This is a genomic window from Knoellia altitudinis, from assembly GCF_042666355.1.
GTDB lineage: Bacteria > Actinomycetota > Actinomycetes > Actinomycetales > Dermatophilaceae > Knoellia > Knoellia altitudinis.
The window spans coordinates 246,764-272,259 of sequence record NZ_JBHTDK010000002.1; the positions used below are offsets into that span (position 1 = coordinate 246,764).

Here is a 25,496-nt window from a genome sequence, read left to right on the forward strand (position 1 = left end):
GCCGGGCTCAGCCCTTGACCCCGCCCTCGTTGGCGCCCGAGGTGAAGTGGCGCTGGAAGATGAAGAACAGGATGGCGACGGGGATGGTGGTGAGCAGGGCGGCTCCGAGCTTGAGGGGGTACTGCGTCCCCGCGCTGAGCTCGCCGCTGGCCAGGCTGGCCAGACCGGTCACGAGGGTGCGCTTCTCGACGTCCTGGGTGACGACGAGGAAGTGCCCGAACTCGTTCCACGAACCCTGGAACGACAGGATCGTCAGGGTGATGAGCGCCGGCTTGGCCATAGGGAGCACGACCGACCAGAAGGTGCGGAAGACGCTGGCTCCGTCGATGCGGGCGGCCTCCTCGATCGAGACCGGGATCGAGTCGAAGAACTGCTTCATGATGAAGACGCCGGCCGCATCGACGATGAGGGGGAGGATCATCGCGGTGTAGGTGTCATAGATGCCCAGGTAGTTGACGATGAGGAACTTCGGGATGAGCAGCGCCACCCCGGGCACGGCCATCACGGCGAGCACCGTCGCGAACAGGAAGCCGCGGCCGCGGAACTTCAGGCGTGACAACGCGTACCCGGCGAGGCTGTCGAGGAAGACCCGCAGGGCAGTGACGACGGTGGCCACGAGGAAGGAGTTCATGGTCCACGTGGGGATGGGGATCGCCGAGCCACCCTCGACTCCGAAGATCCGCTTCCAGGCATCGAGGTCGAGGGGGTTGGGGAGCAGGCTCAGGGGGTCCTGGGTGGCCGCGGGGTTGGACTTGAACGAGGTGGCGATCTGGATGAAGAAGGGATAGATGAAGACGACGGCGAACAGGACGAGCAGGAAGTAGAAGACCAGCAGCTTCCACGTGGGCGTGCGTTGGGTCATTTCCTCGCTCCGGTCTGGGTGTTGGAGGCCGCGATGCTGGCCAGGCGTGCCTTGCGCCGGGGCTTGGGGCCCCGGTCTCGCAGGAGCCACCGCTGCGCCGAGGTGAGCGTGATGATGAGGGCGAAGACGACGAACGATATGGCCGCGCCCGTCCCGTAGTCGAGAGTCGTGAACGACTGCTTGTAGGACAGGAACGCCGGTGTCAACGTCGTGTTCGCGGGGGCGCCCTTGCCCATGACGTAGATCTGGTCGAACACCTGCCACGTGCCGATGAGTCCGAGGGTCGTCACGAGGAAGAAGGCGGGCTTGAGGATCGGAATCGTGACGTGACGCATCTTCTGCCACCCCGTGGTGCCGTCGAGCATTGCGGCCTCCTCGACCTCCACCGGGACGTCCTGCAGTGCTGCGAGGAACATGAGCATGAAGGTTCCGGTGGTGGTCCAGACGACGAGGATGATGACGACGCACATGGCGACCGAGGGCCCGGAGAACCAGTCCCAGAGACTGCGTCCGAGGAGCTCCGACTCGGCGAAGCCGGGCGCGCCGTCCACACCGACGACGCCGGCGAGGATGTGGAACAGCCCACGGGCATCGCTGAACCAGGCCGGCCCGTCGACGCCGAGCTTGCTCAGCACGGCGTTGACCGCACCCGAGTTCGCGAACAGGAAGATGAACACGACCGAGATCGCGATCGAGCTGGTCACCGACGGGAAGTAGAACGCGGTCCGGAAGAACCCCTTGCCCTTGAGGAACTTGTTGTTGACGATGACGGCGAGGAAGAACGACAGGGCGGTCTGCAGCGGCACGACGAAGAACACGAACCAGAAGTTGTTGCCGATGCTCTGCATGAAGTTCTCTCGCCGCAGGCCGTCCTCGGCGAACAGAGAAGTGTAGTTGTCGACCCCGACGAACTGCGCGTTCTCCCCTCCCGTGAACGGCGATCCGTTGCCGTTCCAGCTGGTCAGGCTCACGTAGAAGGCCATGAGTACCGGGATGAACAGGAAGACACCGAGGATCAGGAGCATCGGGGCGGTGAACAACCAGCCGGCCGCGCCGTCACCCTTGCGGGCCCCGTCGCGGCCGGAGGCTGTCCGGCCGCGACGGGATGCGACATCACTGGTCATGGCTCACTTCCCGCCGAGGGCGGAGGCGCCATTCTTCTGGAGGGCCTCGAGGATGGCCTTGGGGTCCTTGGTCTTCAGCTGCTCGAGGTCGGTGTTGAACGCGGCCATGACGGGGTCGAAGCCAGGCGCGTTGACCGGGCCCTGACCGTACTCACCGCCGGCAGCGAAGGCGGCGTTGTCCGGGAACTCCTGGGCGTACTGCTCGCTGCCCTCCTTGGTCGACGGCATGACGCCGAACGCCTTGGCGAAGGCCATCTGCTGCTCGGTTGCGGTCAGCGTCTTGACGAGGTCGACCGCCGCCGCCTGCGACTTCGACTTGGCAGCGATGCCCCAGCAGTTGCTGAAGACGAGGGTGCCCTTGCCGCCGGGGCCCTCGGGCAGCTCGACGACCTTGGTCTTGATGTTCGGGAAGTCCTTGGTGAGGGCGCCCCGGATCCAGTTGCCCTCGATCGTCATCGCGGCAACGCCCTTGCCCAGTGCCTCGCCGCCCCAGCCGGAGTCGACCTCCTTGGCGTACTTCATGGACCCGGACTTGAGGAGCTTCTGCGCCTGCGTCAGCCCGGCGAGGTTCTCGGCCGAGTCGGCCGTGACCTCGGTGCCGTCCTCGTTGACGACCCAGCCACCCGCCTGCTTCATGAAGGCGCCCACCCGGGCCCACTCACCGCTGACGACGAGGCCGGTGACCTTGCCGCTGGTGAGCTTCTTTGCGGCTGCCTCGAGCCCGGCCCAGTCCTTGGGGATGTCGGCATCGGTGAGGCCGGCCTTGGTCCACAGGTCGGTGTTGATGATGAGCGCCAGGGTCGAGAAGTCCTTGGGCGCGCACTGGAGCTTGTCCTCGTAGGTGTAGGTCTTGACGAGGCTGTCGAGGAAGCCGGCGTCCTTGACCTGGTCGCCGTAGGCGAAGAGGTTCCCGGCCTTGGCGAAGTCGCCGATGCGGGCAGCGTCGGCGTAGAAGATGTCCGGCGGCGTCCCGCCGGCGAACCCCTGGCCCAGCTGCTGGTTCAGGTCGGAGGCGACGACGACCTCGGCGGTGTTGCCGGTCTTCTTCGCCCAGCCGTCCGCGGCAGCCTTGACAGCAGCGGTCTCGGCGTCACCGGACGTGCCGATGAGGATCTGGAGCTTGGAGGGTCCGGTCGACTGCTGTGGGGCTGCGGACTCCTCTTCGAACCCTCCGCCGCCGCCGCATGCGGTGAGCGAGAGGATGACGCCTGCGGCACAGACGATGGCGGCGCGAGAGCGCCGGGCGCGGTGGGTGTTCATGACTTCTCCTGGTGGTGGGTGGCGGGGGCGGTGGGTCGGCGATGCGAGCTGGAGCGGTGGACGAGGGTGGGGGTGAGCATGACGCCGGAGGTGCGCTGGGGAGCGGAGGTGAGCTGGTCGTGCACCTGGGTCAGCAGCTCGTCGGCGATCGCCCGGAACGGCTGCGCCACGCTGGTGAGACCGTGCGCGAGTGCGGACTGTGATCCGTCGAAGCCGACGATCCCCACGTCCCGACCCGGCCTCAGCCCACGGGTGAGCAGGACGTGGTGGACGGCGAGGGCGAGCAGGTCGGACGCGCAGACGATGGCGCCACCGGTGCCGACGCGGTCGACCAGCTGACCCGCCGCGTCGATGGCCTCGGGGAGCACCTGGTTGGAGATTGCCTGGAGGGTCAGGTCGCCGCGGCCATGGCGAGCAGTGGCGATGGCCCAGCCCTCGCGGCGCTCGTCACCCACGAGGGAGCCGTAGGGCCACCCGAGGTAGCCGATGGGTCCGTACCCCTCTGACACGAGGTGCTCCACCGCGGTGTCGGTACCGGCGCGCCCGTCCACGTCGGCCCAGGCCGTGAAGGCGGGCTCGTCCCAGACACGGCCGAAGGAGGCGAACGGGATCCCTTGGTCGGCCAGCCACGTCGGGCGGGGGTCGCCGTGGTGGGTGTCCATGATGACGAAGGCGTCGACGAGGCGGCCGCGCCACATCTCGCGGTACCGCTCGAGGGTGGGGCCGTCCTGGTCGGACCCGAACGTGACGATGTGGCACTCGTGGGTGGGAGCGCAGATGGTGAGCGAGACCAGGAACGGCGCGAGGGCGTCGCTCAGGGACTGCGACCCCAGGCCGGTCAGCTCCATGCCCACCGCACCGGCCCGTTGCTGGCGCAGGGAGCTGGCAGCCGTCGAGGGGGAGTAGCCCAGTCGCTCGATCTCTGCGTGCACGCGCCGCAAGGTCTCGGGTCTGACCCTCTCGGGGTGCATGAGGGCGTTCGAGACCGTCTGGCGTGAGACCCGCGCCGCGGACGCGACGTCGTTGACGGTCGCGCGGCTTCGCGCTGACGGCCGTGACGCCATGGGGACCTCCTCGACGGTGAGAAGCGGTGCGGCTGCGGGCCCAAAACGATGCCTATCGAATTTGAACCTTCAAATCGCTATAGTGCCTACTGTGACCCGGACCACGTTTGGCTGTCAAGCGACCGAGGGCATTGCCGCCCACGCCGAGGACCGAGAGCAGGGAGCGGATGAGAGCATGACGCGTTACGTGCAGCCCTGGCTCCACGAGCTCGAGATCGCGGTGCGGGGCAACGTCACGAGCGTCTCCGACCGCCACGGCGACATGAGTGAGCCCGGGACCGGGCTGTTCGTCGACGACCGCCGCGTCCTCTCGCTGTGGGAGGTGCGCGTCGCGGACGAGCGGCCCACCTGGCTGACAGCCGGGAGCTCCGGTCCCACGACGACCGTGTCGACGCTCCTGCGTTCGCTGGGCGACGTCGGCGCCGACCCGACGGTGGGGCTCGTGCGCGAGCGGATGCTCGTCGACCAGGGCATGCGCGAGACCCTGACCGTCAGCTCGCACGCCGCAGGACCTGTCGAGGTGCGGCTGGTGATCCGCCTCGGCGCCGACGGAGCCGACGTGGCGACGGTGAAGGGTGGGGCCGGCGCGGACGTCCTTGACGCGCAGGTCAGCGACGGTGTCGTGACCTGGCAGGACGGGCGCCACGCCACGACGTTCACGGCGTCGGCGGGCTCCAGCCACCACGAGGACGGCAGTGCGACGTGGGTGTGGTCGACGACGGTCGCGCCGGGCGGCTCGTCGACCCTTGACACGAGCGTGCAGAGCCGTCGCGTGGGAGGCGCGGTCTTTGCCGCCGACGCGGGCTGGGACGCGATCTCCTGGGACGACGTCGCCCTCGAGGCCACGGACCCCCGCCCGGGCAGGGTCCTCACCCAGTCGCTCGTCGACCTGCGTGGGCTCCTGCTCACCGACCCGGAGTCACCCGGGGACGTCTTCGCGGCGGCAGGGACGCCGTGGTACCTCACGCTCTTCGGTCGCGACTCCCTGTGGGCAGCCCGCTTCATGCTGCCCTTCGGCACCGACCTCGCCCGGGGGACGTTGCGGGCGCTGGCCCGACGCCAGGCGACCGGCACCGACTCGGTCGCCGCGTCGTCCCCGGGCAAGATCCTTCACGAGGTCCGGCGGACGCCCTACGTCGACCCGGTGACGGGCATGACGCTGCCGCCGGTCTACTACGGCTCGGTCGACGCGACACCTCTGTGGGTCAGGTTGCTGCACGACTCGTGGCGTTGGGGCCTGGACGACCAGGTCGTCCAGGAGCTCGCACCGCACCTGCTCGCAGCCCTGTCCTGGATGCGCGCCGAGGCAGAGCAGGGTGACGGGCTGCTCCGCTACGTCGACGAGAGCGGCTCGGGCCTGGCCAACCAGGGCTGGAAGGACTCCGGCGACTCGATGCGCCACCGCGACGGCTCGATCGCCACGGGGCCCATCGCCCTGCTGGAGACGCAGGCGTATGCCGTCGCCGCAGCGCGCGGTGCGGCGCACCTTCTCGAGTCGGTGCTCGGTGAACCCGGTGACGAGTGGCGGTCATGGGCCGACGAGCTCACCGACACCGTCCGCGAGCTGTTCTGGGTCGACGAGTCCTCGACCGGCAGATACCTGTCGATGGCGATCGCGGGCGACGGCATTCCGGTCGACGGGGTGGGCAGCAACATGGGCCACGTCCTGGGGAGCGGCGTGCTCAGTGCGCCGGAGGCGCGACGGGCGGCCCGGACGCTCACGGCGCCGGACATGCTCGGGGACGCCGGTGTGCGCACCCTCTCTCGTGACAACCCCGCCTACAACCCGGTCGGCTACCACACCGGCTCGGCCTGGACGCACGACAACGCCATCGTGGCGCTCGGGCTGGCCAGGGAGGGCTTCACCGAGGAGGCCGGTCGCGTGCTGGAGACCCTCGTCGAGGTCGCCTCCTCGAGCGGGAACAGGTGGCCAGAGCTGTTCGGTGGCGAGCTCCTCATGGGACGGCCCGTGCCCTACCCGGCGTCGTGCCGACCGCAGGCCTGGGCGGCTGCGTCGGCCGGGGTGCTGGTCGAGGTTGCGCTCGGCCTGACCGCCGACGCGCCGAACCGCAGTCTCACGATCGCGCCGATGAGACCGGCACCCTTCGGCGCCACGAGGGTGCGGGGGATACGGGTCGGTGACGTCGAGGTGTCGGTGTCTGTCGACTCCGGCGGGGAGGTCGTGGACGTGCAAGCCCCCGGCCTCGAGGTCACCATCGCGTGAACGGGGCTGCCCACGCCAGCACCTGACTCGACGGAGGGCGCCCGCCTCCGTGGCGTCCCGACCGACCCCGCGGACGCACACTGGGCAGCCTGCTGCTCGTCGTCGTCGCCGCGGCCCGGGTCAGCCCATGGTCTTCTGGCCGTCGAGGGCCTCACGGATGATGTCGGCGTGCCCTGAGTGCTGGGAGGTCTCGGCGATCACGTGGAGGAAGGTGCGGCGCGCGGACCATCGCGCTCCGGCCTGGAACCACGGGGCCGGAGGCAGCGGCTGGCTGGCGTCGAGGTCGGGCACCGACTCGACGAGAGCGTCGGTCGCCGCAGCCACCTCGTCATAGGTCGCAAGCAGGCCCTCGAGGGTCTCGTCCTCGGTCATCCGGTGCGAGTCCATGAAGGCCTGCACCTCGGGCGGCGGGTTGCTCCAGTCGACGCTCTCCCAGTCGATCGAGGGGCCCTGCGCGGGGCCGTCCGTGACGAACCTCGCCCAGTCCTTCTCGGTGGCGGCCACGTGCTTGACGAGTCCGCCGAGGGTGAGCTCGCTGACGGTGGTGCGCTTGCGCGCCTCGTCGTCGGTGATGCCCTGCACGGTGGTCCGCAGGAAGCCGCGGTGGCGCCGGAGGGAGTCGATGAGATCGCTGCGTTCGCTGTCCATGGCAGCAACCTAGTGACGACCGCCGACATCCGCCCGTCGATCCGCGGGAAGGCTCAGGCGTCGTGGGCGAGGCGGACGACGTCACCGACGACGACGACGGCCGGCGACTCGACGCCGCGGAACAGTGCGAGGTCGGCGATGTCGCCGAGCGTGCCGATCGTCACTCGCTGGGTCGGCAGGAAGCCACGCTCGATGATGGCGACGGGGCAGTCGGCCGGGCGGCCCTCCGTCACGAGGGCGGTGGCGCTGGAACGCAGGGTGGACACACCCATGAGGAGGACGAGGGTGTGGTCCGACCCGGGCGGCAGTGTCGGGATCTGCTCGTGACCGGAGACCACGGTGAAGGCCTTGGCGACCCCGCGGTGGGTGAGGGGGATGCCTGCGGCCGCGGGCACGGAGACTGCGCTCGTGACCCCCGGAACGACCTCGACGGGTATGCCGTGTGCCTCGCACGCGAGGCGCTCCTCGCCTCCGCGGCCCAGGACATAGGGGTCGCCACCCTTGAGCCGGACGACGCCTAGGCCGCGTCGGGCCTCCTCGACGAGGATCTCGTTGATGCGGTCCTGTGGGACCGGATGATGGCCCGGGGTCTTGCCGACGTCGATGACCCGCACGGACTCGTGCAGGCGGGACACGACCCCCCGTGGAGCGAGGCGGTCGACCACGACGACGTCGGCTGCGGCGAGCAGCTCGTGCCCGCGCGAGGTGAGCAGACCGTCGGCTCCGGGCCCGCCACCGACGAGGGCGACCCAGCCGCCGGCTCGCGGACGGTGGCGGCGCAGGTCGAGGCCACCGCTGCGGAGGGCGAGGTCGATGCCGTCGCGCACGGTCCGAGCCAGGAGGGGATCGCCGCCGCCGTGGACGGCGACGGTGACGGTGCCGTCGGGGGTGGTGACGTGTGCCCGTGCGGGGATGCTGGCGGTGCTCTCAGGCACGTCGGTGGCGCCGATGCACCAGAGGCGCAGGGCCGTGGAGTCGTCTCGGATGGTGCTGTCGACCTCGGGATCACCGGTCGCGGTGTGGACCAGCCAGGCGCCATCGAGGTCGCCCGGTCCGGAGTAGTCACGTTGCAGCCAGGTCACGCGGTCCTTGGACCCGTCGACGAGGTCGAGCACGTCCTCGCAGACCCACGGTGAGACGACACGGACGAGGGCGCCCTCGTCGAGGAAGTCCCGGATGCGGCGCGCGGTCACCGGGCCGCCGCCGAAGACGGCGACCAGTCGGCCGGTGAGGTCCAGGACGACCGGCAGGGCACCCCTCAGATCTCCCACTCCTCGTCCCCCTCGGGCTGCGTCGGCGCTTCGGCGGCGGTCGGCAGGGTTGCGCCGACCATGCCGGCGGCGACGGTGCGTCCGTCGTGCGCATCGATGAGGAGGAAGGACCCGCCGCGCCGCGAGGTCGCGTAGTTCTCGACCGGCACCGGGCTCGCCAGACGGAGCGTCACGAGGCCGATGTCGTTGAGCGCCAACGTCTCGGCCGGGATGGAGTGCAGGCCGTCGAGGTCGAGGGCGCCGTCGATGGTGCGCACCGCGGACTGCACCGTTCGCGACCCGTGCTTGAGCAGCAGGCGCTGGCCCGGGCGCAGGGGAGCATCGCCGAGCCAGCAGACCACGGCCTTGATGTCCTGCGTGGGCTGTGGGGCGTCCGCCACCGCGGCGAGGACGTCGCCGCGCGAGATGTCGATCTCGTCGGCGAGGCGCAGCGTCACCGACTGGAGCGCGAAGGCCTCGTTCAGTGACCGCGCGCCGAGGTCGATCCCGGTGACGGTCGAGCGCCGCCCGGAGGGCAGGGCGACGACCTCGTCGCCGACCCGCACGACACCTGAGGCGACCTGACCGGCATACCCCCGGTAGTCCCGGTGCGCCTCGTCCAGGGCGGCACCCTGAGGACGGATGACGAGCTGGACGGGCAGCCGGAAGGCCTCGTGGGACGGGTCGTCCGCCGGCGGCAGTGCCTCGAGCAGCTCGAGCAGGCTCGGCCCGGCATACCACGGGGTGCGCGCCGAACGGGTGGCGATGTTGTCGCCGTCGAGGGCGCTCACCGGGATGGCCGTGGCCTCGGCCACGCCGAGCTCTCGCGCGACGGCCTGCACCTCGGCGTTGACCCGTTCGTAGGTCTCCTGGGAGAAGCCGACGAGGTCGATCTTGTTGACCGCCACGATGACGTGCGGCACCCGGAGCAGCGCGGTGACCGCGAGGTGGCGACGCGTCTGCTCGAGCACGCCCTTGCGGGCATCGACGAGGAGCACGACGACGTCGGCCGTCGAGCTGCCGGTGACGGTGTTGCGCGTGTACTGCACGTGGCCGGGGCAGTCGGCGAGCACGAAGGAGCGCCGCGCCGTCGCGAAGTAGCGGTAGGCCACGTCGATGGTGATGCCCTGCTCACGCTCGGCGCGCAGGCCGTCGGTGAGGAGCGCGAGGTCGGCGCCGGTGAGCCCGCGGTCACGTGAGACCCGTTCGACGGCAGCGAGCTGGTCGGAGAGGACCGACTTGGTGTCGTGGAGGAGGCGGCCCACGAGCGTGGACTTGCCGTCGTCGACGGAGCCGGCGGTGGCCAGGCGCAGGAGCGTCCCACGGGTGGCGACTGCAGTGGTCGTGGGCTCCATCAGAAATAGCCCTCCTTCTTGCGGTCCTCCATGGCGGCCTCGGAGATCCGGTCGTCGGCGCGGGTGGCGCCTCGCTCGGTCAGCGTCGAGGCGGCCACCTCGACGACGATCTCGGCGTTGGTCCGCGCCGGGGACTCGACGGCACCGGTGCACGACATGTCACCGACGGTGCGGTAGCGCACGAGCCGGGTCTCCACCTTCTCGTCCTCGCGCGGCTGGCTGTGGGGGCCGACCGCGAGCCACATGCCGTCGCGGCTGAAGACCTCTCGCTCGTGGGCGTAGTAGAGCGGCGCGAGCGGGATGTCCTCGCGCTCGATGTACTTCCAGACGTCGACCTCGGTCCAGTTGCTGATCGGGAAGGCACGCACGTGCTCGCCCGGTCGGTGTCGAGGGTTGAAGAGGTTCCACAGCTCGGGTCGCTGGTTCTTGGGGTCCCACTGGCCGAACTCGTCCCGGAGAGAGACGATCCGCTCCTTGGCGCGGGCCTTCTCCTCGTCACGGCGCCCGCCACCGAACACGCCGTCGAAGCGGTGCTCGTTGATGGCGTCCAGCAGCGGCACCGTCTGGAGGGCGTTGCGCAGGCCATCGGCCCGCTCGCGGAGGCGGCCGTCGTCGAGGTAGTCCTGGACGCTCGCCACCTCGAGCCGCAGCCCGAGCCTTGCGACCGTCTCGTCGCGGTAGTCGAGGACCTCGGGGAAGTTGTGCCCGGTGTCCACGTGCAGCACGGGGAAGGGGATGGGCGCCGGCCAGAACGCCTTGGTCGCCAGGTGGAGCATGATCACGGAGTCCTTGCCGCCGCTGAAGAGCAGCACCGGACGCTCGAGCTCACCGACGACCTCGCGGATGATCAGGATCGCCTCGGCCTCGAGGGCGTCGAGCTGGCTGAGGACGTGCCCGTCGTATGCCGGCTGTCCGGCACACGACGTGGTGGCCTTCGTGGGCGCGTCGGTGTCGGGCGGCGACCCGGTGAGGTCGGTCGTGGTGGCACTCATGTGTGGATCCCGCATTCGGTCTTCGAGAGTCCGGCCCAACGACCGGATCGAGGGTCCTCGCCGGGTGCGACGCGCTTGGTGCACGGCTCGCAACCGATCGACGGAAAGCCGTCGGAGAGAAGGAGGTTGATGGGCACGCCGTGGTCGAGGGCGTAGTCCGTGACGTCGTCGAGCGACCAGGTGACGAGGGGGTTGATCTTCACGAGTCCGTGCTTCTCGTCGAACGTGACGAGGGGCGTCGCCGTGCGAGTCGGCGCCTCGTCACGACGCACGCCGGTCACCCAGGCCTCGTAGCCCGCGAGGGTCCGGGCGAGTGGCTCCATCTTGCGCATGGCGCAGCAGGCGGCCGGGTCGCGCTCGTAGAGGCGCGCACCGAACTCCGCGTCCTGCTCGGCGACGGTGCGCTGGGGCAGGACGTCGACGACGTTGACGTCGAGCTCGTCGGCGACGCGGGCGCGGGTGCCGATGGTGTCCGAGAAGTGGTAGCCGGTCTCGAGGAAGAGCACGTCCACACCGGGGGAGTCCTGTGAGATCAGGTGTGGGAGAACCCCTTCGGCCATGCTGCAGGCAACGGCGAGCGTGCCGTGGAAGTTCGCCGCCGCCCACCGCGCGACTCCGGCAGCGTCCGTGTCGTCGAGCTGCGACCCCTCGAGGGCGAGGGCACGCAGCTCCTCCTCGCTGCGCCTGGTGGTGCGTCTGGTCAGGGTGCTCATGTCAGCTCCTCGTCCGGAACTCGGTGGGCCCAGGTGGCGAAGGACTCGCCGGCGGTCCGCTGGGCCAGGAAGCGGCGGGTGATGCGCTCGACGTAGTCGGCGAGGTCGGTGGAGGCGATCTTGAGTCCGCGGACCGTGCGGCCCAGTCCGGCCTCGTCCCGCTCGGGGGAGGCCAGCCCGCCACCGAGGTGGACCTGGAAGCCGGGCACGTTCTCGCCCGCGTCGTTGGTCGTGATGAGGCCCTTGAGTCCGATGTCGGCGGTCTGGATGCGGGCGCACGAGTTCGGGCAACCGTTGACGTGCAACGAGATCGGGATGTCGAGCTCGACTCCCGCGAGACGCTCCTCGAGCTCGGCGATGACCGCGGTCGCCGTGTCCTTGGTGTCGACGATCGCCAGCTTGCAGAACTCGATGCCCGTGCAGGCCATCGTCGTGCGACGGAACGGGCTGGGCGTCGCGGTCAGTCCGAGGTCCTCGAGGCCGGCGACGAGCTCGGCGACTCCCGACTCCGGGACGCCGAGCACGACGAGCTTCTGGTGGGCGGTGAGGCGCACGCCGTCGCCGCCGACCCGCTCGACGAGGTCACCGAGGCTGCTGAGGATGGTGCCGCTGACCCGACCGACGACCGGGGCCGCACCGACGTAGAAGCGACCGTCCTTCTGGGGGTGGACGCCGACGTGGTCGCCGGGACCCTTGGCGGGCGCGGGCGCAGGCCCGTCCGGAAGCGCTCGCCCGAGGTACTCGGTCTCGAGGATCTCGCGGAACTTCACGGGACCCCACTCGGCGAGCAGGAACTTGAGTCGGGCCTTGGTGCGCATCCGCCGGTAGCCGTAGTCACGGAAGATCGAGATGACCCCGTGCCACACGTCGGGGGCGTCGGCCTCGGACACGAAGACACCGAGTCGCTCGGCGAGCCGCGGCGCGGTCGAGAGGGCGCCTCCCACCCAGAGGTCGAAGCCGGGCCCCAGCTCGGGATGGACGACACCGACGAGCGAGATGTCGTTGATCTCGTGGACGACGTCGAGGCTCGGGTGACCCGTGATCGCCGTCTTGAACTTGCGGGGGAGGTTGGACAGCTCGGGGTCGCCCAGCCAACGGTCGGTGATGACGCGGATCACTGGCGTGGGGTCGATGATCTCGTCCGCGGCGATGCCGGCGACGGGACTGCCGAGGAAGGCACGAGGTGTGTCGCCACAGGCCTCGGTGGTCTGCAGACCGACCTCCTCGAGCCGGCGCCATATCTCCGGCACGCTCTCTATCGCGATCCAGTGGTACTGGATGTTCTGTCGGTCGCTGATGTCGGCGCTCTCGCGCGCGAAGTCGGTCGAGATGCCGCCGAGGACGCGCAGCTGGGTGGGTGAGAGGACCTGGCCGTCGGTGCGGACCCGGAGCATGAAGAACTTGTCCTCGAGCTCGTGCGGCTCGAGCGAGGCGGTCTGCCCGCCGTCGATGCCGGGCTTGCGCTGCGTGTAGAGCCCCCACCAGCGGAAGCGCCCGTGCAGGTCGTCACCCGGGATGGCGTCGAACCCGTCCCGCGCATAGATCGTCTCGATCCGCTCGCGGACGTTGAGGCCGTTGTCCTCCGCCTTGAACGCCTCGTTCGGGTTGAGCGGCTCGCGGCCGTCGACGGCCCACTGACCGTTGGACCGGCCGGTGCGCGGCGGCCGCAGTGCGCGGCTGCCGGAGGCGACGCTCGTCATGGGTCCTCGTTCCTGAATGGGGTGCCAATGCTGATGGGAAGCATAAGCGTCGGTTATGTCGCGGTGGCACGAGGTCCACGATGTGGCCGTGTCGGGGGAGCCCGAGAGGCGCTACCATCGAACACATGTTCGACACACCCGCCCGGCCCCCGCTGCGTCGCGCGGCGAGCCCGGGAGCTCCGGGTGGGTCGGCACGGCCGGGCCCTCCGGGGTGGCCCGACCGCGTGCCGCCACCGGAGGCACCCGGCTGGCAGGTGCCCGCGGTCGGCTGGCTGCTGGACCACTGCCCGTCCGAATACCGCATGTATGCCGTGTGGCGTCGCCATCCGATCGCCCTCGCCTGGGTGACCACGCACCATCTGGACGCACAGCTGGGAGCCATGCGGGCGGCATACCGGGGTCTGCGGGTGGACCTCGCCGAGCACGTCGAGCCCGAGGGGATCGCCGCCTCGCTCGCGGCGCTGGAGGCCGAGGGGGCACGACTTCTCGCGGCTCGGCGCGCGGCCGGGCTCCTGCTGGAGGCGATGCACGGCCACGCGTTCGTGCCGCGGCTCTGAGAAGGGGGTGTGGAGCCGGTGAGCGTTTCGTGTGGGTCCACGGCAGCTGCACCCAACGGGGAGCGGAGGCGTGTGGGAGAGCACCTAGACTCTTGCGGATGGACTACCGCACCGAGAGGGAGAGCGCGTGAGCGTGTTGGAGCGCATCCAGGGGCCTGACGACCTCAAGGCCCTGAGCCGTTCGGAGCTGGCGACCCTGGCCGAGGAGATCCGCGCCTTCCTCGTCGACGAGGTCTCCCGCACCGGTGGACACCTCGGACCCAACCTCGGCGTCGTCGAGCTGACGATCGCGATCCACCGCGTCTTCCACAGCCCCCACGACGCCGTCGTCTTCGACACCGGTCACCAGTCCTATGTCCACAAGCTCCTCACCGGTCGCCACGACTTCACCACGCTGCGCAAGCAGGGAGGGCTGTCGGGCTACCCCAGCCGCGCCGAGTCCGAGCACGACGTCGTCGAGAGCTCCCACGCGTCGAGCTCGCTGTCGTGGGCACACGGCATCGCGGCCGGGCGCGTCCTCGCGGGCGAGAGCAACCGGCACACCGTCGCCGTCATCGGTGACGGCGCGCTCACCGGCGGCATGGCCTGGGAGGCCATCAACAACATCGCGGCCGAGTCCGACCTCCCGCTGGTCATCGTCGTCAACGACAACGAGCGGTCCTACGCGCCGACCCGCGGCGGGCTCGCCGACCACCTCGCGACGCTGCGCACGACCCGCGGCTACGAGCGGTTCCTCGACTGGGGCAAGTCCGCCCTGCACCGCACTCCCGTCGTCGGGGGAGCGATGTACGAGACGCTCCACGGCGTCAAGAAGGGCATCAAGGACATCGTCGCGCCCCAGGGTCTCTTCGAGGACCTGGGCCTGAAGTACGTCGGGCCCGTCGACGGCCACGACGAGGCGGCGCTCGAGCAGGCGCTCCGTCGAGCTCGTGCCTTCGGTGGGCCGGTGCTCGTGCACGTCATCACCCAGAAGGGCAAGGGATACGAGCACGCCGTCAACGACGAGAGCGACCAGTTCCACGCCGTCGGGGTGATCAACCCCGAGACCGGCCTGCCGCTCGAGATCTCGGGACGCAGCTGGACCGACGAGTTCAGCGACGCCCTCGTCGAGCTCGGCGAGGAGCGGGAGGACATCGTCGCGATCACCGCGGCCATGATGATCCCGGTCGGGCTCGACGCGTTCTCGAAGCGCTTCCCCGACCGCACCTTCGACGTCGGCATCGCCGAGCAGCACGCGACGACGATGGCGGCCGGCCTGGCGTATGCCGGCCGGCATCCGGTCGTCGCGATCTATGCGACCTTCCTGAACCGCGCGTTCGACCAGCTGCTGATGGACTGCGCGCTGCACCGGGCCGGCGTGACGTTCGTGCTCGACCGCTCCGGCATCACCGGTCCCGACGGGGCCTCGCACCACGGCATGTGGGACATGTCGATCGCCGGCATCGTCCCCGGTCTGCACCTCGCCGCCCCGCGTGACGGCCACCAGATCCCGATCGCCCTGCGCGCGGCCGTCGACATCGACGACGCGCCCTCGGTCATCCGCTTCCCCAAGGGTTCGGTCTCAGACCCGATCGAGGCCGTCCGCACCGTCGACGGTGTCGACGTGCTCGTCGAGCCCGAGGACACTGACGAGCAGGTCGACCTGCTCCTCGTCGGCGTCGGGTCCATGGTCGCCACCGCGCTCACCGTCGCCGACAAGCTCTCCGCCGAAGGCCTGCGGGTGCGTGTGGTGGATCCCGTGTGGGCCCTGCCGGTCAACCCGGCGGTGGGTGAGCTGGGTCGTGCGGCGCGCCGCGTCGCCGTCGTCGAGGACAACTCCGTCGCCGGTGGCGTCGGCTCACACCTCATGAAGTCGTTGCGCGACAGCGGGATCGACGCTCCCATCCACCTCTTCGGACTGCCGCGCGAGTTCCTCGACCATGGTTCGCGCGGACAGGTCCTCGACCGGGTCGGCCTCACGCCCGACGCCATCTCGACGAGGCTTCTCGCCGCCCTGCGCTGAGGCCGCGTCTCGATGCGGCACGGCCGGGGGTGGTTCCGTTGCGGCCGTCAGCCCGCTTGGGAGGGCCGTTCGAGACGCTCGACCCGTTCACGGGCGGTGTCGTACGCCTCGTCGAGCCCGTGGCGGAGCAGGGTGATGAGGTCGGGCACGTCGTCGGCCGCGAGCCGGAAGGTGCTGACGCAGACGTTGTTGCGCCACAGCGAGAGGACGACGACCTGCTGCTCCTGGTGCCAGGTTGCGCGAAGCGAGCGGCCATCACCACGGAGGTCGGGGAGGACCATCCCGGTGCGGGGCGTGCGCTGCAGGGCCATGTGCCATTGTGACCCCGCCCTCGAGGAACCGCCAGACCAGTGGGCGTCCTGCCCCCTCGCGTCTGGCGTTGATGGGCTGCCGGTCCTGCTTGGCCGCTCAATGGCTCCTTGCCGTGTTTTGGCTCAGATGCCCTGTGCCACAGGTGAATTGGTGTGTGGACAACCTGTGGGCTGTCACCGAACAGGTGTACGATGAGGGTATGGAGGGGACACCAGCACTGGAAGGGCCTGAGGTTCAGGTCCGCTCCGTGGTGTCCTCTCTGGCGCGCCTGGACCCGGAGGGTCTGACGCAGGGGGAGCGGGTCGCGGCGGTGTCCGCGCTGGAGGCTGTGAAGGGTGCGGTGGCGGCTGCGCAGGCGCGACTGACGGCGGCTGCGGTGGTGGATCGTGAGGCGTTGGGTGAGGACTCGCGCAGTGTGCGGGCGGACCTGGCGTTGGCCCGTCGCTGCTCGCCCACGGTGGCGGACCAGCACGTGGGGGTGGCCAAGGCGCTGGTGGGTGAGATGCCCGAGACGATGGCCGCGCTGACCCGTGGGGAGATCAGCGAGCGGCGGGCGATGATCGTCGTGCGCGAGACGGCGTGCCTGAGTGTGGAGCACCGCGCCGAGGTGGACCGGCGACTGGCGCCGACGATCGGGTCGTTGGGGGACAGGGCGTTGGCCGGTGCGGCGCGTCGTGCCGGTGCCGCGTTGGACGCGGAGTCTCTTGCGGAGCGCAACCGCCGGGCGGTGGCATCCCGCCGGATGTCGGTGCGTGCTGCTGCGGACGGGATGGCCTGGTTGTCGATCCTGGGGCCGATGAAGGACGTCATCGGCGCCCACGTCGCCCTGACCGCCGAAGAGTCCAGGCGCCACCAGATCGATCCCGACCTGCCCGCGGAGAAGTGGGAGGCAGCCGCAGCAGCCGCCCGAGCGGACGCCCGGGGCAGGGGTGCCTGGCTGGCGGACCGGGCCCTGGAACTGCTCTCAGGTCGGGCGAAGGGTCAGCCGCAGCCGGTCGAGGTCAACCTCGTCATGACCGACACGGTGCTCCTTCCGGCAGCGTTCGGCGGCCGGGCACCCGACGACGACGTGGCAGTCATCCCCGGGTGGGGCCCGATCCCCGGTAGCGAAGCGCGCGCCCACCTTGCTGCATTGCTCGACCACGCTGACGCTGACGACCAGAGCACGGTGTGGCTCCGGCGGCTGTTCACCGCCCCCTCCGGTCGCGACCTCGTCGCGCTCGACTCGAAGCGGCGCCGCTTCCTCGGCGGCCTCCGCCGCTTCCTGGAGCTGCGTGACCCCACCTGCCGCGTCCCCTGGTGCGACGCGCCCGCGGTCGAAGCCGACCACGTCGAAGCGGTCCATGACGGTGGAGCCACGACCGGAGCCAACGCCGGCGGGATGTGCACACGCCACAACCTCGTCAAGGAAGAACCAGGATGGCACGTCAGAGTCGAGTCGACAGGGCTCGACGGGACTGGAGCACACGGCATACGCATCACGACACCCACGGGACGGGTGCACGACTCGGCCGCGCCACCAGTCCTCGGGGAGGGCTGGTCCGAACCGGAGCCCGACGACGGGGTGCCGCGTGTGGACTTCGCCTTCCCGACACGTCGCTTCGAGCTGGCCGCCTGAGCCGTCAGCGGCGGTCAGGGGCGGTTGGCCAGGTGGGCTCGCAGCGCCACGTAGACCTTGCGAACGCCGATCGCGCGCTGGAGGTCGTCCTCGATCCGCGAGAAGAACTCGCGGCGGTAGTTCTGGTCGATGACCGCCTGCACGGTGAAGTAGAGCCCGGCGAACCCGGAGAGGAAGACTGCGACCGAGAACAGCTCGTTGCTCACCAGGTGCAGTCCACCTGTCTCGTAGGTCGGGGCGTGACCAACCCACGACTCGATGACCTCCGGCTGGATGGCGATGGAGCCGAACACGACGAAGAAGCAGAAGACGATGAAGGCCAGGCTGACGACCTGGATGGCCTGGGTGATGAAGAGCATGAGCAGCAGGTTGCGGCGTTCCAGCCCGCGCAGCCGGATTCCGGCGACCTGGGCGGCGAGCTGCGGCTCATCGAGAATCTCCCGCGCCGCCGATGCCACTGGTGTGCCGACGCACGAGGCAACCAGCCGCTCACCCTCGACCTCCGCACCCAACCGAGTGATCTCCGTGTCGAAGGAGGGCGCGAGGAAGGACACGGCGAGGACGACGAAGACGGCGATGCTTGACCAGAGGAGCTGGCGACTCAGCGACGACGCGACCTGCCACACCTCGGTGTTGATGAAGAGGAAGGTGATGAACAGCAGCAGGAACGGGAGCGCCCGCGTTGCCAACGGGATGAGCAGCGACCGACCCGCCCAGGCATGAGCGAGCGCCCACCGCCCGATGAGCGGGACGCGGAGCACCTTGGCGCAGCGCAGTGCCGCGACGATGCCCGCCGTGACGACGGCGACGAACGCAGCGTCCGGTCGGGAGGCGTCCGCCACCAGTGCCAGGGCTCCGGCCCCCACCCCCACGGCGAGCGCGATGCCGGCCCAGAGCGCGACCACACGGGTGCCGAAGGCGCGGCGGATGGACTCGTGGCCGGCCTCGACGAAGTAGGGCAGACCGTTGGCGTCGAACCACTGCTCGCACTTGGCCACGTCGTTGGGGGTCAGCACGCGCCCAGCCTCGCAGGTGAGGGCGTCACCGCCCAACACCGCTCAGTGTGCGATGGCACCGACGAGATGCCTCAGGCGCAGGGCCAGCTGCAGCTCGAGCGCACGCTCGGGTGACTGCCAACCCTCGCCGACGAGCCGGGTGATGCGCTCCAGCCGTTGCGCCACCGTGTTGGTGTGGACGTGCAACCTGCCGGCTGCGTGCCGCGGGCTGGCGCCGGCGAGGAAGTAGGCCTCGAGCGTCCCGACGAGGTCGGTGCCGCGCGAGGCGTCGTAGTCGCGCAGCGGTCCGAGGACGGAGTGCACGTATGCCGTCACCTCGGGTTGGGTGCCCACGATCAGACCCGCGAAGCCCAGGTCCGTGGCTGCCGCCCCGTCGCCGCGACGCCCCAACGCCTCGAGGGCCTCGGCGGTGCGCACGGCCTCGGTGTGCGCGGCCGCGAGGTCCGGGCTGAGCGTGCCGACTGCCTCGCTCACCGGGCCAGCCGCCCCCACGGTGACGACATTGCTGCGGGACAGTCGCTGAGCCAGATCAGTCGCGGCGGAGCCCGGGTCGTCGCCGGGGACCAGCGCGACGACATGACCGTCAACCTCGCCGACCAGACCCACTCCACCCAGTGCGGCGTTGACCGCGAGGACGAGGGATCGCGCGGTCGCCGCCTCGCTGCCGAGGACGGCGAGCAGGCAGGCGGGCTCGCGCAGGTCGAGTCCGAGTGACCGGGCGGTGGGCAGCAGGAGCCCGAGATCGCCGTGCCCGCCCACGAGACCCGCCACCAGGTCGCTCCGCTGCTGCTGCCGGGTCTCGGCGCGGTTGCGCTCACCGAGGAGCACGAGGGCGGTGACGACGGCGGCGCGTTCGACCGTCCGTTCGTCGGAGTCGTCCATCGAGGACACCTCGCCCACGACGAGCACGCCCAGGGGTTCACCGGCTGCCGCGATGCCGATGGCCCAGAAGTCACCGTGCCTCGACAGTCGACCACCCTCGACACCGCCGGCGACACTGTCGGCGAGACGCCGCAACGCCCCGCCCGTCGGCGGAGCATCACCTGCGATGCTCCGGGCTTCGCCGTCGAGGTCGAGGAGGAGGGCCCACCCCCCGAGGAGCTGGCTCAGGGACTCGGTGAGGTCGTCGACGCCACCGCCCTCGAGCACGATCTCGGCAAAGCGGTCGTGCGCGGCCGCGGCACGTTCGATCCCGGCGGCGTAGTGACTCACCCGGTCGGTCGCGTTCGACAGGGCGGCCAGGGTCCGCGACGCCTCCTCGGCCGCCTGGACCTGGACGATGGTCACGGCGGCCAGGGCGGCGAGCGAGCCGAGGAGGGCGACCTCGTCGTGGGTGAAGGGACGGGGGGTCCGGTTGGAGGCGAAGAGCACTCCGACGAACTCGTGCTTGACGATGAGCGGCGTGCCGCAGATGGCGACGAGCCCTTCGTCTCCGACGGCACCGTCGATCGAGTGGGTGTGCCGGAAGCGCGAGTCGGCGAAGTAGTCAGAGGTCCAGTAGGGCTTGTGCGACTGCGCAACGAGCCCACCGAGGCCGGCCCCGAAGGCCAGGCGCACGACCTGGAACTGGGCCGAGACCGACCCGGCCGTGGCTCGCATGTAGGTGTCGCCACGGTCGTGGTCGAAGAGCGTGAGGTAGGCGACGTCCGTGCCCATGAGGGTGCGGGCGCGCCGGACGATGGCGTCGAGGACGACCGACGGGTCGCGCATCGAGGCCAGCTCGCCAGCGGTGTCCACGAGCGCGGCGAGCTGCTGCTCTCGGCGGCGCTGCACGTCGAAGGCGCCGCTGATCCGGATCGCGAGGTCGCGGGCGCGAGGGTTGACGTCGAGAGCCGCGAGCTCGGCCGCAGATGCCCCCGAGGCGAGCAGCTCGAGCAGGCCGGTGCCCACATCCACGTCGTCGTGCATGTGTCGATCCTAAGGGCCGCTCGCGACCAACGCATGGGTCCGCAAACCATGAGACCCGCCAGACCATGGGTCCGGGCGCCATGTGGGCCTGCGCCTGGCCGTCCTAGGGTGTGTCTTCACCGCCTGCAGAGGTCCTGCACGCGGAGCACGAGGAGGTGCTGGTGAGCGCGAGCCCATCGACGACGGAACCCTCGTCGGCGTCCCCGTCGGCCGGGTCGACGCCCGTCCTGCGGACCGTCGACCTGACGAAGGACTTCCGCGGGTTCACCGCCGTGAACGCCGTCAACCTCGACGTCGCGGATGGCACGATCCATGCCCTCGTCGGCCCCAACGGGGCGGGCAAGACCACCCTCTTCAACCTGCTCACCGGCTTCCTCACTCCGACGTCAGGTCAGATCCTGCTGCGCGGCGAGGACATCGCCGGCCAGCAGCCGGAGAAGATCACCCACCTCGGGGTCGCCCGCTCCTTCCAGATCACGAGCCTGTTCGACCAGATGACCCTGCTCGAGCACCTCGAGCTCGCCCTCGCGTCCCCGACGGGCCTGGGCTACCGCTTCTGGACCTCGCGCAAGAAGCTCGGAGCCTTCAGGGAGCGCTCGATGGAGCTGCTCGCCGAGGTCGGACTGGCCGACCGGAGCGGCCAGCGAGCCGGTTCGCTCGCCTACGGGCAGAAGCGGGCCCTCGAGATCGCGCTCGCCCTCGCTCTCGACCCCACCCTGCTCCTGCTCGACGAGCCCACCGCGGGCATGGGCCTCGAGGACGTCGACCGGACCATCGGGCTGGTCAAGAAGGTGTCCGCCGGCCGCACGGTCGTCTTCGTCGACCACAACATGCACGTCGTCGGCTCGCTCGCCGACCGGGTCACCGTCCTCCAGTCGGGCGAGGTGCTCGCGGAGGGCACCTACGACGAGGTGCGCGGGGACGATCGGGTCATCACGGCATACCTCGGAGAGACGGGGGGAGAGACCCATGAGTGACACGTTGCTCACGGTCGACAACCTCTCCGCCTTCTATGGCGAGGCGCAGGTCCTGCGCGACGTCTCCATCGACGTCGCGGCCGGCGAGGTCGTCACGCTGGTGGGTCGCAACGGCGCCGGCAAGACGACCCTGTTGCGCTCGATCATGGGTCTGCACAGGGGCACTCGCGGCTCGATCACCTTTGCCGGGACCTCCCTCGACGGTCGGTCGGCCGACAAGCGTGCGCGCCTCGGCCTCGGCTGGGTGCCCGACGACCGCGGCATCTATGCCACGCTCACCGTCGCCGAGAACCTCAGCCTGCCTCCCGTCGTCGACAAGGACGCTGCCTGGAGCCTCGACTCGATCTACGACCAGTTCCCGGTCCTGCGCGAGCGACGCGACTTCCCCGGCACCAAGCTGTCCGGCGGCGAGCAGCAGATGCTCGCCATGGCCCGCCCGCTGCGCGCCGGGTCGCGGCTGCTGCTCCTCGACGAGCCGAGCGAGGGCCTGGCTCCGGTCATCGTCAACCAGATCGGCCAGATCATCCGCGACATCAAGGCGCAGGGCGTCGCCGTCCTCCTCGTCGAGCAGAACGTGAAGTTTGCGTCCACCGTCGCCGACCGCCACAACCTCCTCGCCCAGGGCGAGGTCGTCGAGAGCCTCGACAACACCGAGTTCCAGACGCGCACGACGGAACTGCTTCAGCACCTCGGCATGTAGCCGAGACGCACTCTCGCCGGGCACGGCACACACACCCCAGGAGGGGAACATGCGAAACACCAAGATGATCAGTCTCGCGGCCATGGTGGCCGGCTCCGGCCTCGTGCTGACCGCGTGCGGCAGCGCTGGCGGAGGCCCGGCCTCGGGCGGCGGGAAGATCAGCGAAGACAAGATCGTCCTCGCCATCCTCAACGACCAGTCCGGCGTCTACAAGGACCTCTCGGGACCCAACTCGGTCGAGGCCGTGAAGATGGCGGTCGAGGACTGGAAGGCCGCGCACAAGGACGACGCGGTGAGCAAGAACGTGGAAGTCGTCACGGCCGACCACCAGAACAAGCCCGACATCGCCAACACCAAGGCGCAGGAGCTCTACGACCGGCAGAAGGCCGACATCATCCTCGACGTCCCGACCTCCTCAGCGGCCCTCGCGGTCGCGACGCAGGCCAAGGCGAAGAAGAAGGTCTACATCAACATCGGCGCCGGCACGACCGCGCTGACCGGCGCGCAGTGCAACAAGTACACGTTCCACTGGGCCTACGACACCTACATGCTCGCCAAGGGCACGGGCGGCACGCTGACCAAGGACGGCGGCAAGAACTGGAACGTCGTCTACCCCGACTACGCCTTCGGCCAGGACATGACGAAGTCGTTCGAGGGTCAGATCACGGGAGCCGGCGGCGCCATCGGTCAGAAGGTCCCCACCCCGTTCCCCAACGACAACTTCGCCACCTACATCACCAAGGCAGCGGCCGACAAGCCCGACGTCATCGGCACGATGCACGCCGGTGGTGACCTCATCAACTTCGTCAAGCAGTACAACCAGGCGGGCATCTCCGAGCAGATCAAGCTTGCCGTCGGCCTGATGTTCATCACCGACATCCACAGCCTCGGCGCCGAGCAGTTCAAGGGCGTCACCTTCACCGAGGCCTGGTACTGGAACTTCGACGAGCAGAACCGCAAGTGGGCCGACAAGTTCCAGGAGCGCACCAAGACGCGTCCCTCGTTCGCCCATGCCGCGAACTACTCCGCGGCCTACAACTACCTCGAGGCCGTCCAGGAGGCCGGCAGCGACACCGGGGACGACGTCGTCGCCAAGCTCGAGGGCAAGAAGATCAACGACTTCTTCCTGCGCAACGGTGAGGTCCGCGCCGAGGACCACCGCGTCATCCACGACGCCTACCTCGCCGAGGTCAAGCCCGCCGCCGAGGTCAAGGAGGAGTGGGACTACGAGAAGATCGTCGCCACCATCCCTGCCGCCGAAGCCTTCAAGCCGGTGGCCGAGTCCGGCTGCTCGATGTGACGAGAGGTCACTGAGACCCCGATGAGTGCATTCATCCAGTACACGCTCCAGGGCCTGGCGACGGGCGGCTTCTATGCCCTCGCCGCCCTGGGGCTGGCGGTCATCTTCGGTGTCATGGGGGTGGTCAACTTCAGCCACGGCGCCATGTACATGCTCGGCGCCGTCGGGTCGGCCGTGCTCCTCGACGTCGCGGACATCCCGTTCTGGGGTGCGCTCGTCATCGTCCCGGTCCTGTTGTTCCTCTTCGGCATCCTCGTCGAGCGACTCCTGGTGAGGTGGTTGCTCACGCTCGACCCGCTCTACAACTTCCTCCTCACCTTCGGCCTCACGCTGCTCATCGTCGACCTGGTCAAGCGCCGCTACGGCGTCTCCGGGTTGCCCTACGAGCTGCCGGCCGGGCTCGAGGGGAGGGTGAGCGTGGGCGGGCTGAGCCTGTCGAGCTACCAGCTGTTCGCGGCCTTCTTCTCGGTGGTGCTCTGCGTCGCCGTCTGGCTGCTGCTCACCAAGACCCGCATCGGCATGATCGTGCGGGCCTCGACCGAGGACGCCGAGCGCACCAGGGCCCTCGGCATCAACGTGGGTCGGTGGGTGACACCGGTCTTCGGCTTCGGCATCGCGCTGGCCGGTGTGGCCGGAGTGCTCGCCGCGCCGTTCCGCGCGATCACCGCCGACATGGGCAGCAACTTCATCATCATCCTGTTCGCCGTCGTCGTCATCGGCGGGCTCGGCTCGATCCTCGGCGCCGTCGTCGCCGGGTTCCTCGTCGGGCTCGTCGAGGCCTACGGCCAGGCCTACGCACCGTCCTACGCGCAGGTCCTCATCTTCGTCCTCATGGCAGCGGTCGTCCTCGTCCGCCCGGCGGGACTCTTCGGCCGCGAGGAGGCCTCATGAGTGCCCAGCTCACCGAGACGACGCGGGTGCAGACAGCCGCGTCGGCGGCGCCGGACCGCAAGCTCAACCCGCTGGTCCGGGCCGGCCTGCTCCTCGTCGCCCTGGTCGCCGTCCTCGCCCTGCCCTGGCTCATCTACCCACCGGTGGCCATGGACATCCTCGCGTGGGGGCTCTTCGCCATCTCCATCGACCTCCTGCTCGGGTTCACGGGCCTGCTGAGCTTCGGGCACGCGATGTTCTGGGGGACGTCGGCCTATGTCACGGGGATCATCGCGATCCGCTCGGGCCTGCCGTTCCCGGTGGCCATCCTCGGTGGGGCCGTCGTCGCCATGATCGTCGCGGTCCCCACGGGATACCTCGCCGTGCGCCGGACCGGGATCTACTTCGCGATGGTGACGCTGGCCTTCGCCCAGATGATCTACTTCATCGCCAACCAGGCGCGCGACCTCACCGGTGGCGAGAACGGCCTCCAGGGCATCCCCAAGAACCTGGGCGGGCTGACCGACCTCATCAACAGGGACGCCTTCTACTTCTACTACGCGGCACTGCCGCTCATCCTGCTGGGCGCGTTCGTCGCCTGGCGCACCGTGTCGTCGCCGTTCGGCCGGGTGCTCCTCGCCATCCGCGACAACCCGGCCCGGGCCCGGGCGCTCGGCTACGACGTCGAGCGCTACAAGATCATGGTGTTCGTCATCTCCGCCGGCATCGCCGGGCTGGCCGGGGGAGTGTTCTCGGTGAGCCACGGTTTCGCGTCACTGCAGGAGCTCATCTGGCAGACGTCGGGCAAGGTCGTGCTCATCACGGTCCTCGGTGGCATCGGCACCCTCTGGGGCGGTCCACTCGGCGCGGCCGTCGTCGTCCTGCTCGAGGACCAGCTCGCGTCCTCCGGCTTCAACGGCATCGGCATCATCACCGGGACGATCTTCGTCCTCATCGTCCTGCTCTTCCGCAAGGGCATCTGGGGCACGGTGGCCGACCTCGTCGAGCGGATCCGCAACCGACCTGCAGCTCGGGGGAAGTGAG

22 protein-coding genes are annotated in these 25,496 nt (G+C 69.8%); 9 read left to right on the forward strand and 13 right to left on the reverse strand.

Annotated elements, in window-relative coordinates; genetic code table 11:
- Positions 1 to 7: 7 nt before the first annotated feature.
- Genes ACFQW8_RS15905 through ACFQW8_RS15920 form a run of 4 tightly spaced genes read right to left on the reverse strand, consistent with a single transcriptional unit; the run spans position 8 to position 4,310 of the window.
- On the reverse strand, positions 8 to 862 hold the full coding sequence (locus ACFQW8_RS15905) for a carbohydrate ABC transporter permease (protein ID WP_380089069.1): 855 nt from the start codon (positions 860 to 862) through the stop codon (positions 8 to 10).
- Positions 859 to 1,986 (reverse strand): carbohydrate ABC transporter permease, encoded by a 1,128-nt coding sequence (locus tag ACFQW8_RS15910; RefSeq protein WP_380089071.1) that lies wholly within the window; start codon positions 1,984 to 1,986, stop codon positions 859 to 861. Before ACFQW8_RS15910 ends, ACFQW8_RS15905 begins: the two co-directional genes overlap by 4 nt.
- 3 nt (positions 1,987 to 1,989) lie before the next feature.
- Positions 1,990 to 3,246, reverse strand: a complete 1,257-nt coding sequence (locus ACFQW8_RS15915; protein ID WP_380089072.1) for a sugar ABC transporter substrate-binding protein — start codon at positions 3,244 to 3,246, stop codon at positions 1,990 to 1,992.
- Entirely contained in the window at positions 3,243 to 4,310 is a 1,068-nt protein-coding gene (locus ACFQW8_RS15920) for a LacI family DNA-binding transcriptional regulator (protein ID WP_380089073.1), read from the reverse strand. The genes ACFQW8_RS15915 and ACFQW8_RS15920 overlap by 4 nt, the downstream gene beginning before the upstream one ends.
- A gap of 175 nt (positions 4,311 to 4,485) precedes the next feature.
- Between ACFQW8_RS15920 and ACFQW8_RS15925 the strand changes: the two genes are divergently transcribed.
- On the forward strand, positions 4,486 to 6,534 hold the full coding sequence (locus tag ACFQW8_RS15925; protein WP_380089074.1) for an amylo-alpha-1,6-glucosidase: 2,049 nt from the start codon (positions 4,486 to 4,488) through the stop codon (positions 6,532 to 6,534).
- A 120-nt stretch (positions 6,535 to 6,654) separates the two neighbouring features.
- Here ACFQW8_RS15925 and ACFQW8_RS15930 read toward each other — a convergent pair whose 3' ends face one another.
- The 6 genes from ACFQW8_RS15930 to ACFQW8_RS15955 are packed head-to-tail and all read right to left on the reverse strand — an operon-like array spanning position 6,655 to position 13,192.
- Positions 6,655 to 7,182 (reverse strand): DinB family protein, encoded by a 528-nt coding sequence (locus tag ACFQW8_RS15930; protein WP_380089075.1) that lies wholly within the window; start codon positions 7,180 to 7,182, stop codon positions 6,655 to 6,657.
- Between the two features lie 53 nt (positions 7,183 to 7,235).
- A complete protein-coding gene (gene cobA / locus ACFQW8_RS15935; RefSeq protein WP_380089076.1) occupies positions 7,236 to 8,453 on the reverse strand; it encodes a uroporphyrinogen-III C-methyltransferase in 1,218 nt (405 codons plus the stop codon).
- Positions 8,441 to 9,787, reverse strand: a complete 1,347-nt coding sequence (locus tag ACFQW8_RS15940) for a sulfate adenylyltransferase subunit 1 (protein WP_380089078.1) — start codon at positions 9,785 to 9,787, stop codon at positions 8,441 to 8,443. Before ACFQW8_RS15940 ends, cobA begins: the two co-directional genes overlap by 13 nt.
- Positions 9,787 to 10,779, reverse strand: a complete 993-nt coding sequence (gene cysD, locus ACFQW8_RS15945; protein WP_380089079.1) for a sulfate adenylyltransferase subunit CysD — start codon at positions 10,777 to 10,779, stop codon at positions 9,787 to 9,789. Before cysD ends, ACFQW8_RS15940 begins: the two co-directional genes overlap by 1 nt.
- Complete coding sequence (locus ACFQW8_RS15950) at positions 10,776 to 11,492, reverse strand: phosphoadenylyl-sulfate reductase (protein ID WP_380089081.1); 717 nt, start codon at positions 11,490 to 11,492, stop codon at positions 10,776 to 10,778. The genes cysD and ACFQW8_RS15950 overlap by 4 nt, the downstream gene beginning before the upstream one ends.
- Positions 11,489 to 13,192 (reverse strand): nitrite/sulfite reductase, encoded by a 1,704-nt coding sequence (locus ACFQW8_RS15955; protein WP_380089082.1) that lies wholly within the window; start codon positions 13,190 to 13,192, stop codon positions 11,489 to 11,491. The genes ACFQW8_RS15950 and ACFQW8_RS15955 overlap by 4 nt, the downstream gene beginning before the upstream one ends.
- 125 nt (positions 13,193 to 13,317) lie before the next feature.
- Between ACFQW8_RS15955 and ACFQW8_RS15960 the strand changes: the two genes are divergently transcribed.
- Together ACFQW8_RS15960 and dxs are read left to right on the forward strand one after the other, a co-directional pair.
- Complete coding sequence (locus ACFQW8_RS15960; protein ID WP_380089083.1) at positions 13,318 to 13,749, forward strand: hypothetical protein; 432 nt, start codon at positions 13,318 to 13,320, stop codon at positions 13,747 to 13,749.
- Between the two features lie 127 nt (positions 13,750 to 13,876).
- A complete protein-coding gene (dxs, locus tag ACFQW8_RS15965) occupies positions 13,877 to 15,751 on the forward strand; it encodes a 1-deoxy-D-xylulose-5-phosphate synthase (RefSeq protein ID WP_380089085.1) in 1,875 nt (624 codons plus the stop codon).
- 47 nt (positions 15,752 to 15,798) lie between these two features.
- Here dxs and ACFQW8_RS15970 read toward each other — a convergent pair whose 3' ends face one another.
- On the reverse strand, positions 15,799 to 16,062 hold the full coding sequence (locus tag ACFQW8_RS15970) for a hypothetical protein (protein WP_380089087.1): 264 nt from the start codon (positions 16,060 to 16,062) through the stop codon (positions 15,799 to 15,801).
- Positions 16,063 to 16,262: 200 nt separating this feature from the next.
- Between ACFQW8_RS15970 and ACFQW8_RS15975 the strand changes: the two genes are divergently transcribed.
- A complete protein-coding gene (locus ACFQW8_RS15975; RefSeq protein ID WP_380089089.1) occupies positions 16,263 to 17,681 on the forward strand; it encodes a DUF222 domain-containing protein in 1,419 nt (472 codons plus the stop codon).
- A 14-nt stretch (positions 17,682 to 17,695) separates the two neighbouring features.
- On the opposite strand, the gene ACFQW8_RS15980 is transcribed toward ACFQW8_RS15975, so the two are convergent.
- Complete coding sequence (locus tag ACFQW8_RS15980) at positions 17,696 to 18,697, reverse strand: hypothetical protein (RefSeq protein ID WP_380089090.1); 1,002 nt, start codon at positions 18,695 to 18,697, stop codon at positions 17,696 to 17,698.
- 42 nt (positions 18,698 to 18,739) lie between these two features.
- Complete coding sequence (locus ACFQW8_RS15985) at positions 18,740 to 20,605, reverse strand: helix-turn-helix domain-containing protein (RefSeq protein ID WP_380089091.1); 1,866 nt, start codon at positions 20,603 to 20,605, stop codon at positions 18,740 to 18,742.
- Positions 20,606 to 20,766: 161 nt separating this feature from the next.
- On the opposite strand from ACFQW8_RS15985, the gene ACFQW8_RS15990 reads away from it, so the two are divergent.
- The 5 genes from ACFQW8_RS15990 to ACFQW8_RS16010 are packed head-to-tail and all read left to right on the forward strand — an operon-like array spanning position 20,767 to position 25,495.
- Positions 20,767 to 21,582, forward strand: coding sequence for an ABC transporter ATP-binding protein (locus ACFQW8_RS15990; RefSeq protein WP_449274540.1), 816 nt, complete (start codon positions 20,767 to 20,769; stop codon positions 21,580 to 21,582).
- Positions 21,575 to 22,282 carry an ABC transporter ATP-binding protein gene (locus ACFQW8_RS15995; RefSeq protein ID WP_380089093.1) on the forward strand — a complete coding sequence of 236 codons (708 nt, stop codon included), beginning with the start codon at positions 21,575 to 21,577 and terminating at the stop codon, positions 22,280 to 22,282. The genes ACFQW8_RS15990 and ACFQW8_RS15995 overlap by 8 nt, the downstream gene beginning before the upstream one ends.
- A 49-nt stretch (positions 22,283 to 22,331) precedes the next feature.
- Positions 22,332 to 23,582: an ABC transporter substrate-binding protein gene (locus ACFQW8_RS16000; RefSeq protein WP_380089094.1), complete on the forward strand. Its 1,251-nt coding sequence runs from the start codon at positions 22,332 to 22,334 to the stop codon at positions 23,580 to 23,582.
- A 21-nt stretch (positions 23,583 to 23,603) separates the two neighbouring features.
- Entirely contained in the window at positions 23,604 to 24,473 is an 870-nt protein-coding gene (locus tag ACFQW8_RS16005; protein WP_380089095.1) for a branched-chain amino acid ABC transporter permease, read from the forward strand.
- Positions 24,470 to 25,495 (forward strand): branched-chain amino acid ABC transporter permease, encoded by a 1,026-nt coding sequence (locus tag ACFQW8_RS16010; protein ID WP_380089097.1) that lies wholly within the window; start codon positions 24,470 to 24,472, stop codon positions 25,493 to 25,495. The genes ACFQW8_RS16005 and ACFQW8_RS16010 overlap by 4 nt, the downstream gene beginning before the upstream one ends.
- Position 25,496: the final 1 nt, after the last annotated feature.